Raw genomic sequence first — 12,540 nt, 5'->3', positions numbered from 1 at the left:
ATTTCACCGCAATACCATCTTAATTTACGCCTCCTTTGCCCGGCTCGCAAGTCCGGATCGCAAAGGGGCTTTGAATCCGTCGTCCATGCGACCGTTAATAGGCTTTGGCGAAGACCACTCTTCCGTTGCTGGGTTTCCCGCAGCAAATGCATTTCCCCTTTTCCTCTTCTCTATCCAGGGGGATGCAGCGGATGGTGACATTGAGGTCCTCTTTAATCGTGGCTTCGCAGGCAGCATCCCCGCACCAGGGGGAGAGCGCAAAGCCGCCGTGGATTTCCGGCTTTTCGACGCTTTTGGGGGTGAACCACGCATAAAATTCCTCGCGGTCGTCGACTTTGCGGGTATTGTCGTCCCTGAAGCGGCAGGCTCGCTGAAACAGGTGGTCTTGAATTTCGTCCAGGATGTCGGTCAGCCCGGAGATGAACGCTTCGCGGGGCATGGCAGTTTTTTCCCGGTGGCCGTGGTCCCGCCGTCCGACGAAAACGGAATCTTTGGCCATGTCCCGCGGGCCGATCTCCACCCGCAGGGGGATGCCTTTTTTGATCCAGTCCCAACCCCGGGCGCCGCCGATATCCCGGTCATCGATCTCAACGACCAGGTCCCGGTCGGCGTAGCGGATTTTACGCAGTGTATCGGCCAATTCGCTGACATAGGCCATCACCTGTTCCCGTTCTTCCGGTTTTCTGTAGATGGGCAACAGTACGACGTGAGCCGGTGCCACCCGGGGCGGCATGATGACGCCGTCATCGTCCCCGTGGGTCATGATCAGTCCGCCGATCATGCGTGTAGAGGTGCCCCACGAGGTGGTCCAGGCGAAGTCCTCGGCTTCCTTTTCGGTCTGGAACCGAATGCCGGAGGCTTTGGCGAAGTTCTGGCCCAGAAAGTGGGAGGTCCCGGCTTGCAGCGCTTTGCGATCCTGCATCATGGCTTCGATGCACAGGGTGTCCACGGCGCCGGGAAACCGTTCGGCCGCCGTCTTGCGCCCCTCGATCACCGGGATGGCCAGATAATCCTGGACCATGCGGGTGTAGACCTTGAGCATCATATGGGTGCGCTCGATGGCTTCGGTGTCCGTAGCATGGGCGGTGTGTCCCTCCTGCCACAGAAATTCGCTGGTCCGCAAAAAGATGCGCGTGCGCATTTCCCAGCGCACCACATTGGCCCACTGGTTGATCAGCAGGGGAAGGTCGCGGTAACTGCTGACCCATTTGGAAAAGGAGTCGCCGATGATGGTTTCCGAAGTGGGCCTCACCACCAGCGGATCGGTCAAAGGGCCGCCGGGAACCAGGCCGCCTTCGGGACCCTTTTCCAGCCGGTGATGGGTCACCACGGCGCACTCCTTGGCAAACCCCTCCACGTGCTCGGCTTCCTGCTCGAGAAAATTGATGGGAATGAACAAGGGAAAGTAGGCGTTTTTCACGCCGGTCGCTTTGAACATGCGGTCCATCTGGGCCACGATATTTTCCCACAGCGCGTAGCCCCAGGGCTTGATGACCATGCAGCCGCGCACCGGGGCGCGTTCGGCCATGTCCGATGCCTTGATGACCTGCTGATACCATTCCGGATAATCTTCAACGCGTGTGGGTGAGATGGCATTTTTCTGCGGTTTACCCATGGCTGCCCTTCCTAATCCTTTGTTTGATACGGTTTCAACGTGATTTGTTCTGACGTTCGAATTCATCCACTGCATCCAGCACCACATCCACCAACCGGTCCTGGGGAAATTTTTTTACTACTTTTCCCTTTTTGAACAAAATGCCCACCCCGTTGCCGCCGGCAACGCCGATGTCCGCTTCGCGGGCCTCTCCGGGGCCGTTGACCACGCACCCCATGATAGCCAGCTTGACCGGCGTGGTGCGGGTCATCAGGGCCTTTTCCACCGCATCGACAATTTCGAACAGCGGAATGTCGCAGCGGCCGCAGGTGGGGCAGGATACGATTTCGGGGCCCCGGTGTCGGATGTCCAGAGCCCGCAGGATTTCAAAACCCACGCGGACCTCTTCCACGGGATCGCGGGTCAGGGATACACGCAGGGTGTCGCCGATGCCTTCGGCCAGCAAGGTCCCGATGCCCAGGGCCGATTTGACGATGCCCGAATAGAGCGCTCCGGCTTCGGTGACCCCCACGTGAAGGGGCAGGTCCGTGCGTCGGGACAACATGCGATAGGCCTCCAGGGTCCGGGGCACGTCAGATGCCTTGATGGATATTTTGATGTCGTGGAAGTCGAGATCCTGAAGCAGGGCCGCATGCCGCAGGGCGCTTTCGACCATCGCTTTTGCCGTGACGCCCTGATGTTTTTCCAGAATGTCCTTTTCCAGAGATCCGGCGTTGACCCCGATGCGGATGGGAATTCGGCAGTCCCTGGCGCAATCCACCAGGGCCCGGATGTTTTTGTGGCTGCCGATGTTGCCGGGATTGAATCGCAGGCCGTCGGCGCCGTTTCTTGCCGAGGCGATCGCCAGCCGGTAGTCGAAGTGGATATCCGCCACCAGTGGAATGTCGATCGCTGGTTTGATTTGGGAGATTGCTTGTGCCGCCGATTCGTCAGGAACGGCCACCCGTACAATTTCGCAGCCCGCCTCGGTCAGGCGCCGAATTTGTTGAACGGTGGCATCGACATCGTCGGTTTTGGTGTTGGTCATGGACTGGACGCTGATGGGGGCACCGCCTCCCACGGCAACATCGCCCACCATGATCCGGCGGGTTTTTTTGCGCGTTATGGACAACGACATTCGATTATCCCATGCCGCAGAAAGGGTTGGATCGCTTCTCGACCCCAATGGTGGTGTTGCCCATATGTCCAGGAAAAACGCTGACCTCGTCGTCCAGGCTGAACAGCTTGGTCCGTATGCTGTTGATCAGGGTGTCGAAATTGCCGCCTGGAAAATCGGTCCTGCCGATGGAGCCGGCAAACAGGGTGTCGCCCACGAACACCGCTTTTTTCCGGGTGCCGTTGTCGCTGAATTCGGTGTACAGACAGATGCCGCCGGGGGTGTGGCCCGGTGTGTGCAAAACCGTAAGGGTGTGGGAGCCGAAGGTGATGGTGTCGCCGTCTTCCAACTGACGCTCCGCCGGAGGTGAGTCTTCGGCAGCCAGCCCCCAGGCCGCTGCGGCATTCGACAACTGGGAGAGCATGGGTGCGTCGGCATTGTGGATGAGAATATCCGCGCCGGTAACCTCTTTGAGCCGTTTGTTGGCCCCAACATGGTCGAAATGCCCGTGGGTATTAATGATGTGGACCACGGTAAGCCGGTCTGCAGCGAGGGTGGAGAGAATGCGGTCGGCATCGTCGCCGGGATCGATGACCACGGCCTGACGGGTCTGCTCGCATCCCAGAATAAAACAATTTGCCTGAATGGGGCCCAGGGCCATTTGACGAATAATCAATTTGTCCTCTTATTATTGATTCGGTTTTTTTGTCGGCATGCAAATTTTATTGCATGCTCATTCTTCAACGGTCTTCGGCAGGGCGTCCACCTTGTTTTCCGTGATTGCCATGCGGATACTGTCCAGGATGCCGTTAATGAAGGCCCCGGACTCCTCGGTGCCATAGCGTTTGCCCACGTCGATGGCTTCGTTGATGGAAACCTTGGGCGGAATGTCGGTGCAAAAGAGCAGCTCGAAAACGGCGATGCGCAACACATTGCGGTCCACGCAGGACATACGCGAGATTTTCCAGTTGCTGGAAAATCGCTCGATCACCGCGTCGATAGTCGCCCGGTTTTCCCGTACACCGTCGACCAGGCGATGGAAAAACGGCTCGGTCGGCTGGTTCTCGGAAAAACAACTGCAGAAATGCCCGACGGGATCTTCCACCGGATCCCGGTGCATGTCCATGTAGAAAAGGGCCTGCAAGGCCTTTTCTCTGGATAATCGGCGCGTCCCCATGTTTCTCAGCCTTTGTCCACCGTGTCCATGAGGTTGGCCATCTCGATGGCGGCCACGGCTGCACTCCAGCCCTTGTTGCCCGCTTTGGTGCCGGCCCTTTCGATGGCCTGTTCGATGGTGTCCGTGGTGACGATGCCGAAGATCACGGGAACCTGGGTTTCCATGGCAACCTGGGCAATGCCTTTGGACGCTTCGGCGCAGACGTAGTCGAAATGGGGCGTCGCGCCCCGGATGACCGCTCCCAGGCATACGATGGCATGGTATTTTTTGCTTTTGGCCATGCGCTGGGCCAGCATGGGAATCTCGAAGGCACCGGGAACTTTGACGACGTCGATGTCTGCATCCTGGGCTCCGCTGCGGGTCAGGGCATCCACGGCGCCGCCCACAAGCCTGTCGGTAATGAAATCGTTGAAACGGCTGGCAATGATTCCGAACCGTTTGCCCTCTGCGACCAATCCGGCTTCGATGATATTCGGCATGGAATATTGGCTCCTCTGTTTATTGGTGTTGGGGGGTTTCTTCGAAACTGAGGGTGTGTCCCATTTTCAGTTTCTTGCATTCCAGGTAGCAGCGGTTGTGTTCGTTGGGCGCGACTTCGATGGGCAGTTGCTCAACCACGCTCAGCCCGTAGCCTTCCAGCCCGATCATTTTTTTTGGGTTGTTGGTCAAAAGCCGCATTTTGCGCACGCCGATGTTGATCAGCATCTGGGCGCCGATGCCGTAATCGCGCAGGTCGTCCTTGAATCCCAGCTTCAGGTTGGCCTCCACGGTATCCATGCCCTTGCATCGCTGCAGTTCATAGGCCTTGAGCTTGTTGATCAAACCGATTCCGCGCCCTTCCTGGCGCAGATAAAGAATGACCCCCGTTCCTTCGGCGGCCACCATCTCCATGGCCTTGTGGAGTTGATCGCCGCAATCGCAGCGCTGGGAGCCGAAAATGTCGCCGGTCATGCATTCCGAGTGCACCCGCACCATGGTGGGTTTTTCCGGATCGATCTCGCCTTTGACCAGGGCGATGTGGGTGAGGTTGTCGATGTCGTTTTCGAAGGCGATCATCTTGAAGTCGCCGCCATGGAGTGTGGGGATAACGGTTTCCGCGGCCCGGTGAACGAAGCTTTCGGTGCGCGTCCGGTATTCCACCAAATCGGCGATGGTACAGATGCCGATGCCGTGCCGTTCGCTGAATTCCTCCAAGGTTGGCATGCGGGCCATGGTGCCGTCGTCATCCATGATTTCGCAGATGACGCCGGACGGCCTGAGGCCGGCCAGACGGGCCAGGTCCACGCTGCCTTCGGTCTGGCCCACCCGCACCATGACGCCGCCGTCGCGGGCCCGCAACGGGAAGATGTGGCCGGGCCGCGTCAGATCGTTGGGTGTGGCGTCGTCGGCAACGGCCGCCAGAACTGTGGTGGCCCGATCAGCAGCGGAAATACCCGTGGTGACGCCGCATTTGGCCTCGATGGAGACGGTGAATCCGGTTTCGAACGGACTGGTGTTGTTTTGAACCATTAAAGGGAGGTTCAGTTGTTTGCATTTTTCGGCGGTCAGCGACAGGCAGATGAGGCCGCGACCATACTTGGCCATGAAATTGATGGCTTCGGGCGTTACCTTCTCCGCTGCCATGGTCAGGTCTCCCTCGTTTTCCCGGTCTTCATCGTCAACGAGGATAACCATTTTGCCATCGCGAATATCTTCAATGGCTTGCTCGATGGTAATTTTTGGCATGGTGGATCTTTTCTCCAACGGATATTGGGTTGATCGAAAATAAGGCGGGCCGCACGGCCGCCCCGGTTTGTCGAAACTGGCTCTTTATCAGATAAAACCGGATTTGGCCAGAAACGCCTTGTCGATTCCCCCCTTTAAGGGCTCCGGCTCGTGGCGCGACGCATCGGGACTTCGTACAAAGCGTTCCACATACTTGCCGATCATGTCGGTTTCGATGTTGACGGCGTCACCCACCTTTTTCAATCCGACGGTAGTCAGGCCTGCCGTATGGGGGATGATGCTCACTTCGAAAAAGGTTTCACCGCAGCGGTTGATGGTCAGGCTGGTGCCGTCCACGGCCACGCTTCCTTTTTCGATCATGTAATGGGAGAGGGCACACGGTACGCTGTAGGTGATAATGATAGCGTTGGCCAGAGGTTTTCTTTCCTTCAAAATGCCGATACCGTCCACATGGCCGGAAACCAGATGGCCGTCCAGTCGGTCCGACAGCCGAAGGGCCCGCTCCAGGTTGACCCGTTCGGCGACCTTGGCCCGCCCCAGCACGCTGCGCTGCAAGGTTTCGGGAGAGACATCCACGACGAACCGCCTCCCTTCGAGGATTACGGCGGTCAGGCAGGCGCCGTTGACGGCAATGCTGTCCCCGATGCGGGTGCCATCCAGGTCGAAATCCGAGGTGATGGACAGCCGGCTTCCCTGGCCGGAGGAGTGGATGGCTGTGATGGTACCCAGCCCTTCAATAATTCCTGTAAACATGACGGTTCCGTAAAAAGCCCGATATCTTCGTTACGCGTATCCCTCGTCACTGCGGAGTACCCATATGTACGCCTCATTCCTCGGGATTCGCAAGCCTTGATCTCGGGCTTTTTACGAAACCGTCTGCTATGGGGCGCTTCAGGGGTTCATCAGACATGATGGTTAAAGTAATGGTAAAACGAGTATTGTCAATGGATCAGCATGGTTTCAGATACCCCTGGAGCATAACGTCTTCATCGAATCGAAAGACTTTCAGATCGTGAACGGCGATGCTGTCCTGCATGCGTTCCGGGCCCGTTCCCCGGCACATGGGGATGCCGTCGTCGCCGCCCAGCAGCTTGGGCGCGTAAAACAGGCAGAGCTTGTCCACAATCCTTGCGGCCAGGGCAGAGCCGATGACCCTGCCCCCGCCTTCGATCAGCAGGCTGCTGATTTCCATGCGGCCTATCTGCTCCATCAGGGCCGCAAGATCGATCCGGCCGTTTTTCACCGCAGCGACGATCACCTTTGCGCCGACCGTTTCCAGGGCCGACCGGCGGCTGTCGGCCGCATCCGGGCTGCAGATCACCCATGTGGGCGCTTCTGATGGCTGGTGCAGCATCTTGGCCGTAGCGGGCATGGAGAGATGGGTGTCCAGGATGATGCGCGTCGGGTCCGACCCGGTTTCGTCCTCCATCCGGGTGGTGAGACTGGGATCGTCTTTCTTGACGGTTTCCACGCCCACCAGGATGCCGTCCACCGCGTGGCGGATGCGGTGAACGTACCGGCGTGACGCCGGGCCGGTGACCCAGCGCGAATCGCCGGTGCGTGTGGCGATGCGGCCGTCCAGTGTGGCGGCGCATTTGAGAATGACAAAGGGCCGGCCGGTGGTAATCCAGGTGGTGAAGGCCTCGTTGAGGGTTCGGGCCTCTTTTTCGCAAACGCCGGTGATTACATCGACGCCCTGATTCCGAAGGTAGCGGTTGCCGCCCCCCTCGACGCCGGGGTTGGGGTCGGTCATGGCCACCACCACCCGTCGAATGCCGGCATCGACGATTTTCCGGGTGCAGGGCGGTGTGCGGCCAAAATGGTTGCACGGCTCCAGGGTAACGTAAATGGTTGCCCCACGGGCCTGCTCCCCGGCATCGTCAATGGCATGGACCTCGGCATGGGGGCCGCCGGCACGTTGGTGGTATCCCCGGCCGACAACCTGGCCGTTCTTGACCACCACGGCTCCGACCATGGGATTGGGCGAGGTCCAGCCGCGGCCTTTCTCTGCCAGGGCCAGGGCCTGTTGCATGTATGATTCGTGATCCGTCATAAAGGTAGATATGTGTTTCCCGGAGGTTCCAGCGCTATCCTAAAAAAGGATTCGAGGGGTCAAGGGTTCAAGGGGTCGAGTGTGGGTTGGCAATGTTTTTTTGAATCGTTCTGTCCAAGAACAAAAGTGACACTTTAATCTTCATTCCGCCAGGAATGGCGGTCCCTTGAATCCTGGACCCCTCGGCCCCTTGAATCCTGATCTTTTTATTTTCCCGGCTGACTCAGCAGACGCTTGAGTTCGGATACAAAGTCGTTCACATCCTTGAATTCGCGGTAGACCGAGGCAAAGCGAACGTAGGCGATGTCGTTGAGTTCGTGGAGTTTGATCATGACCCGTTCGCCGATGTCGTGGGAGGGAATCTCTTTTTCACCGGTTTCGCGCAGGTCCCGTTCCAGCTCGTCGATGAATTCTTCGATGACGTTGACGCTGATGTCCAGCTTCTGGCAGGCTTTGCGAATGCCCGATCCCACCTTTTCCCGGCTGAATACTTCCCGACGGCCGTCCTTCTTGATAATCATGATGGGAATTTCTTCGATGTGCTCGTAGGTGGTGAACCGTCGGTTGCAGTCGATGCATTCCCGTCGCCGCCGGATCACGCTGCCGTCTTTACTGACCCGGGAATCGATGACCTTGTTGTCAAGCTCTCCGCAAAATGGACATTTCATAAAAATTCCCCTCCCATTGACTGCTCAACGTTGAAGAATCCATAAACCGCTTTTTCTTGCCAGAGACAATCATTTCGTAATCGGTTTTGCGCGTTCTCGCATGTTGCCGTCATCCTTGCCCAAACGGGGACGCTATCCGTTTTCATCGAGGGTGATGGTCACGATCCGGCTGGCCGGTTTCAACTGCCGGCAGACGACTCCGGCCTGGTCGAACAACCGCCTGGAGGCCCGAAAGGAATCGGTTGCGGCATACTTGTCGGACAGGTACACAACTTCCCGGATACCCGCCTGAATGATCACCTTGGCACACTCGTTACAGGGAAACAGCGCCGTATAGATGCTGCAGCCGGCAAGGTTGCCGGGCACACTGTTCAGCACGGCGTTGAGTTCCGCATGGCAGACGTAGGGGTATTTGGTGTCCAGAAAGTCGCCTTCCCGATGCCAGGGCAGTGCTTCATCGCTGCAGCCGGTGGGAAAGCCGTTGTAGCCCACCCCCACAATGCGCTTCTGACGATTGACGATGCAGGCCCCCACCTGGGTGTTGGGGTCTTTGCTGCGCTGGGCGGAAAGCAGGGCCACGGACATGAAATAGTCGTCCCAGGAAAGATAATCGGATCGTTTGCCGCTGTCCTGGGCGGTCATGACTCAAGCCCCTTTTCCGGGTAGAGGGGAAATTCTTCACACAATTGCCGCACCCGGTCCCTGGTTTTGGCGATCAGGGTTTCGTTTCCGCAATCACGCAGCACGTCGTCGATCATGCCGCCGATAACCTTCATTTCCCCGGCCATCATCCCGCGGCTGGTGACAAACGGCGTCCCCAAGCGAACGCCGCTGGTGATTTTGGGGCCGCGGGTTTCGTAAGGAATGGCATTTTTGTTGACCGTGATGCCGGCCCGACCCAGCGCCGCCTCGGCATCCTTGCCGGTAATGTCCAGTCGGGTGAGGTTGATCAGCATCATATGGTTATCGGTCCCGCCGGATACCAGGTCGAGCCCCCGTTCTTTCAGTGTTTCGGCCAGGGCCGCGGCGTTGGCCACGATGTTTTTCTGATATTGCTTGAACGGGGCCCCCTGGGCCTCTTTGAGGGCTACGGCCTTGGCTGCGATGACGTGCATCAGCGGACCGCCCTGAATGCCGGGGAACACCTGGCTGTCGATTTTTTTCCCACACGCTTCCCGGGCCAAAATCAAACCCCCTCGCGGTCCCCGCAAGGTTTTATGGGTGGTGGAGGTGACCACGTCGCAGTGGGGAATGGGCGACGGATGCACCCCGGCCGCCACCAGGCCGGCGATGTGGGCCATATCCATCAGCAGCAGGGCATCGACCGAACGGGCGATGGTCGCCAGGGCTGCAAAGTCGATAAATCGGGGATAGGCGCTGGCACCGGCCACGATCATCTTGGGCCGGTGTTCTCGGGCCAAGTGCTCCACCTGATCGTAGTCGATGGTTTCCGTTTCCCGATCCACGCCATAGTGTACAAAATTGAAAAGACGGCCGGAGAAACTGACCTTGGCTCCATGGGTCAGATGGCCGCCATGGGCCAGATTCATGCCCAGCACCGTGTCGCCGGGTTCCAGCAGGGCGAAATAGGCGGCCATATTGGCCTGGGAGCCCGAATGGGGCTGAACGTTGGCGCTCTCGGCGCCGAACAGGGCCAGGGCCCGGTCGATGGCCAACTGTTCCGCCCGGTCAACGTATTCGCAGCCGCCGTAGTATCGTTTTTTCGGGTACCCTTCGGCATATTTGTTGGTCAGGATGCTGCCCTGGGCCGCCATGACGGCCAGGCTGGCGATGTTTTCGGAGGCGATCAGCTCAAGGTGGGACTGCTGACGCTCCTCTTCTTCCTCGATGACCCGAGCGATTTCAGGATCGACTTCTCGAATGGTTTGGATGTCCAAGATGAGCTCCAACTTTTATATTTGATCGAACAGGTCCAGCCGCTTCTGATGCCGCCCTCCTTCGAAAGGCGTCTCCAGCCAGGTGGAAAGAATTTCCAGCGCCAGGATATCGCCGATCACCCTTCCGCCCATGACCAGGATGTTGGCGTCGTTATGGCGCCGGCTCATGGCCGCGGAGAACAGGTCGTTGCACAGGGCTGCACGCACGTGAGGGTATTTGTTGGCGACCATGGACATGCCCAGGCCGGTGCCGCAAAGGAGGATGCCCCGTTCGAACTCGCCCGACGAAACCTTCTGGGCCAAGGCTCTGCCCGTATCCGGGTAATCCATGGACGCTTCGCTGTGGGTGCCGACGTCGGTCACCTGGAAGCCCTTTTCCTGCAAGGCGCTTTTCAGTATCTCTTTGAGGCGGAGTGCGGCGTGGTCACAGCCGATGATGATGCTCTGGGAGTCGGATGGGTCGGTCATGGTGCTGGTTTCCTTTCGTTGCGGTTTAACGGTTCTACATATAAAGAACCATGGATCACCGCAAGAAAAAAAACCGGAAGCGGTGGTACTGGCTTTATAAGATGGGGTCGACGCCAGAAAAAGCCGGTTGCCGGACGGTGGCGTAAAAAGTACGAGATCAAGGCTTGCGAATTCCGAGGAACGAGGCGTACTTCGGGGTAATCCGCAGAGACGAGGAATGAAGCGTAACGCAGATATCGGGCTTTTTACGTCGCCGTCAAGGTTCGTAACGCTTTATAATCAAACTGGCATTGGTGCCGCCGAAACCGAAGGAGTTGGACATGGCGTAAGCGAGGTTCGCTTTTCGGGCTTTGTTGGGAACGTAGTCCAGGTCGCACTCCTCGTCGGGGTTTTCCAGATTGACGGTCGGCGGGATGATGCCGTTTTTAAGGGCCAGCACGGTAAATACGGTTTCGATGCCACCGGCGCCGCCCAGCAGGTGGCCGGTCATGGACTTGGTGGAAGAGACCGGCACTTTGCCGGCCGAATCTCCGAGCACCTTTTTGATGGCCCGGGTTTCGTAGAGGTCGTTCAGGGGCGTAGACGTGCCGTGGGCGTTGATGTAGTCGATGGCATCGTTGGCAATGCCTGCATCGTCGATGGCTGCCTGCATGCAGCGAATCATGCCGTCGCCATCCGGAGAGGGAGAGGTCATGTGATAGCCGTCGCCGCTCTGTCCGTAACCGGCCATTTCCGCCAGAATCGTCGCCCCCCGTTCCCGGGCATGCTGCAATTCTTCGAGAACCAGAATGCCGGCGCCTTCACCTACAACGAACCCGTCCCTGTCCCGGTCAAAAGGTCGCGAGGCCTTCTCAGGATCGTCGTTGCGGGTGGACAGGGCTTTCATGGCATTGAAGCCGGCGATGCAGGTGGGGGTAATGACCGATTCGACACCGCCGGTAATCATGGCATCGGCTTGCCCCCGTTTGATCGTGTTGCAGGCGTCGCCGACGGCGTGGGCGCCGGCGGCGCAGGCCGTGGCCACTGAAATGTTGGGTCCCTTGGCCCCCAGATGGATGGAGATCATTCCCGGGGCCATGTTGCCGATCAGCCGGGGAATGAAAAACGGGCTGCACCGTTTGGGGCCTTTTTCGCGAACGGTGTGGGCCGTGGTTTCCAGCATCTCGAGGCCGCCCAGTCCGCAGCCGGTGATCACCCCCACACGGGGGCCGTTTTTTTCGTTGATGGTCAGACGGGCACTTTCCAGAGCCATCCGGGCACCCGCCACGGCAAAGGCAATGAACCGTTCCGTGCGTTTGGCATCCTTTTTGGGAAGGAAATCCTCTGCATCGAAACCGTTTACCTGGCCGGCGATCTTGGTGGTGAATTCGGTGGTGTCGAAACGTGTGATTTCGCCGATGCCGGACCGACCCTCAAGCAAAGCCGACCAGGTTTCCTCCACGCCGATTCCCAGCGGCGTCACCAGCCCCAAACCGGTAATGACAACCCGTCTTTCCAACAATCTATCCCCTTTGGAATAATTAATAATTTTAAATTGTTACTTTTTAATTGCGGTGTTCTGCCGTTTAAAAAATTAGACAGAATTCCATCATTCAAAATGGCTTTTAGTGTTCCTTGATATAGTCGAAAGCGTCCTTTACGGTGACCAGTTTTTCGGCGTCTTCGTCGGAAATGTCCACGTCGAACTCCTCTTCCATGGACATGATCAATTCTACGAGATCCAGGCTGTCGGCACCGAGGTCATCGACAAACGAGGCTTCCGGAACCACCTCGGCAATATCCACACTGAGTTTTTCCGCGATGATCTTTTTGACTTTATCTTCAACTGACATGATATCCT

14 protein-coding genes are annotated in these 12,540 nt (G+C 58.1%); all 14 read right to left on the bottom strand.

Annotated features, from left to right (window positions below; genetic code table 11):
* Window positions 1–94: 94 nt before the first annotated feature.
* The 14 genes from proS to acpP all read right to left on the bottom strand — a co-directional run bounded on the left by proS (window position 95) and on the right by acpP (window position 12,532).
* A complete protein-coding gene (proS, locus tag GN111_RS18990) occupies window positions 95–1,615 on the bottom strand; it encodes a proline--tRNA ligase (RefSeq protein ID WP_155305257.1) in 1,521 nt (506 codons plus the stop codon).
* Window positions 1,616–1,649: 34 nt separating this feature from the next.
* The gene (gene ispG, locus GN111_RS18985) at window positions 1,650–2,732 is read right to left on the bottom strand and encodes a flavodoxin-dependent (E)-4-hydroxy-3-methylbut-2-enyl-diphosphate synthase (protein ID WP_155305256.1); all 1,083 of its coding nucleotides are present in this window, start codon (window positions 2,730–2,732) and stop codon (window positions 1,650–1,652) included.
* Between the two features lie 4 nt (window positions 2,733–2,736).
* Window positions 2,737–3,387: an MBL fold metallo-hydrolase gene (locus GN111_RS18980; RefSeq protein WP_155305255.1), complete on the bottom strand. Its 651-nt coding sequence runs from the start codon at window positions 3,385–3,387 to the stop codon at window positions 2,737–2,739.
* 57 nt (window positions 3,388–3,444) lie between these two features.
* Complete coding sequence (nusB, locus tag GN111_RS18975) at window positions 3,445–3,888, bottom strand: transcription antitermination factor NusB (protein WP_155305254.1); 444 nt, start codon at window positions 3,886–3,888, stop codon at window positions 3,445–3,447.
* Between the two features lie 5 nt (window positions 3,889–3,893).
* A complete protein-coding gene (gene ribH, locus GN111_RS18970) occupies window positions 3,894–4,367 on the bottom strand; it encodes a 6,7-dimethyl-8-ribityllumazine synthase (protein ID WP_155305253.1) in 474 nt (157 codons plus the stop codon).
* A gap of 19 nt (window positions 4,368–4,386) precedes the next feature.
* Window positions 4,387–5,613, bottom strand: a complete 1,227-nt coding sequence (locus GN111_RS18965) for a bifunctional 3,4-dihydroxy-2-butanone-4-phosphate synthase/GTP cyclohydrolase II (RefSeq protein WP_155305252.1) — start codon at window positions 5,611–5,613, stop codon at window positions 4,387–4,389.
* An 87-nt stretch (window positions 5,614–5,700) separates the two neighbouring features.
* Window positions 5,701–6,366, bottom strand: coding sequence for a riboflavin synthase (locus GN111_RS18960; protein WP_155305251.1), 666 nt, complete (start codon window positions 6,364–6,366; stop codon window positions 5,701–5,703).
* A gap of 196 nt (window positions 6,367–6,562) precedes the next feature.
* Entirely contained in the window at window positions 6,563–7,666 is a 1,104-nt protein-coding gene (gene ribD, locus GN111_RS18955) for a bifunctional diaminohydroxyphosphoribosylaminopyrimidine deaminase/5-amino-6-(5-phosphoribosylamino)uracil reductase RibD (RefSeq protein WP_155305250.1), read from the bottom strand.
* A gap of 206 nt (window positions 7,667–7,872) precedes the next feature.
* Window positions 7,873–8,334 (bottom strand): transcriptional regulator NrdR, encoded by a 462-nt coding sequence (nrdR, locus tag GN111_RS18950; protein ID WP_155305249.1) that lies wholly within the window; start codon window positions 8,332–8,334, stop codon window positions 7,873–7,875.
* 132 nt (window positions 8,335–8,466) lie between these two features.
* On the bottom strand, window positions 8,467–8,976 hold the full coding sequence (locus GN111_RS18945; RefSeq protein ID WP_155305248.1) for a deoxycytidylate deaminase: 510 nt from the start codon (window positions 8,974–8,976) through the stop codon (window positions 8,467–8,469).
* A complete protein-coding gene (gene glyA, locus GN111_RS18940; RefSeq protein WP_155305247.1) occupies window positions 8,973–10,232 on the bottom strand; it encodes a serine hydroxymethyltransferase in 1,260 nt (419 codons plus the stop codon). Before glyA ends, GN111_RS18945 begins: the two co-directional genes overlap by 4 nt.
* Before the next feature lie 15 nt (window positions 10,233–10,247).
* Complete coding sequence (gene rpiB, locus GN111_RS18935) at window positions 10,248–10,700, bottom strand: ribose 5-phosphate isomerase B (protein WP_155305246.1); 453 nt, start codon at window positions 10,698–10,700, stop codon at window positions 10,248–10,250.
* 256 nt (window positions 10,701–10,956) lie between these two features.
* On the bottom strand, window positions 10,957–12,198 hold the full coding sequence (gene fabF, locus GN111_RS18930) for a beta-ketoacyl-ACP synthase II (RefSeq protein ID WP_155305245.1): 1,242 nt from the start codon (window positions 12,196–12,198) through the stop codon (window positions 10,957–10,959).
* A 106-nt stretch (window positions 12,199–12,304) separates the two neighbouring features.
* Window positions 12,305–12,532 carry an acyl carrier protein gene (acpP, locus tag GN111_RS18925; RefSeq protein WP_269433788.1) on the bottom strand — a complete coding sequence of 76 codons (228 nt, stop codon included), beginning with the start codon at window positions 12,530–12,532 and terminating at the stop codon, window positions 12,305–12,307.
* Between the last annotated feature and the right edge of the window lie 8 nt (window positions 12,533–12,540).

This window comes from Desulfosarcina widdelii, assembly GCF_009688965.1.
GTDB classification, from domain to species: domain Bacteria; phylum Desulfobacterota; class Desulfobacteria; order Desulfobacterales; family Desulfosarcinaceae; genus Desulfosarcina; species Desulfosarcina widdelii.
Note: the sequence above shows the minus strand (reverse complement) of the source record. Positions and strands in the feature narration are given on the sequence as shown.

What these genes read in the sequence shown, in the direction of transcription:
- ribD (WP_155305250.1), bottom strand. Translation starts at nt 7,666, where the DNA reads ATGACGGATCACGAATCATACATGCAACAGGCCCTGGCCCTGGCAGAG.
- rpiB (WP_155305246.1), bottom strand. Translation starts at nt 10,700, where the DNA reads ATGACCGACCCATCCGACTCCCAGAGCATCATCATCGGCTGTGACCAC.
- GN111_RS18960 (WP_155305251.1), bottom strand. Translation starts at nt 6,366, where the DNA reads ATGTTTACAGGAATTATTGAAGGGCTGGGTACCATCACAGCCATCCAC.
- nrdR (WP_155305249.1), bottom strand. Translation starts at nt 8,334, where the DNA reads ATGAAATGTCCATTTTGCGGAGAGCTTGACAACAAGGTCATCGATTCC.
- proS (WP_155305257.1), bottom strand. Translation starts at nt 1,615, where the DNA reads ATGGGTAAACCGCAGAAAAATGCCATCTCACCCACACGCGTTGAAGAT.
- GN111_RS18945 (WP_155305248.1), bottom strand. Translation starts at nt 8,976, where the DNA reads ATGACCGCCCAGGACAGCGGCAAACGATCCGATTATCTTTCCTGGGAC.
- acpP (WP_269433788.1), bottom strand. Translation starts at nt 12,532, where the DNA reads ATGTCAGTTGAAGATAAAGTCAAAAAGATCATCGCGGAAAAACTCAGT.
- nusB (WP_155305254.1), bottom strand. Translation starts at nt 3,888, where the DNA reads ATGGGGACGCGCCGATTATCCAGAGAAAAGGCCTTGCAGGCCCTTTTC.
- ispG (WP_155305256.1), bottom strand. Translation starts at nt 2,732, where the DNA reads ATGTCGTTGTCCATAACGCGCAAAAAAACCCGCCGGATCATGGTGGGC.
- ribH (WP_155305253.1), bottom strand. Translation starts at nt 4,367, where the DNA reads ATGCCGAATATCATCGAAGCCGGATTGGTCGCAGAGGGCAAACGGTTC.
- GN111_RS18965 (WP_155305252.1), bottom strand. Translation starts at nt 5,613, where the DNA reads ATGCCAAAAATTACCATCGAGCAAGCCATTGAAGATATTCGCGATGGC.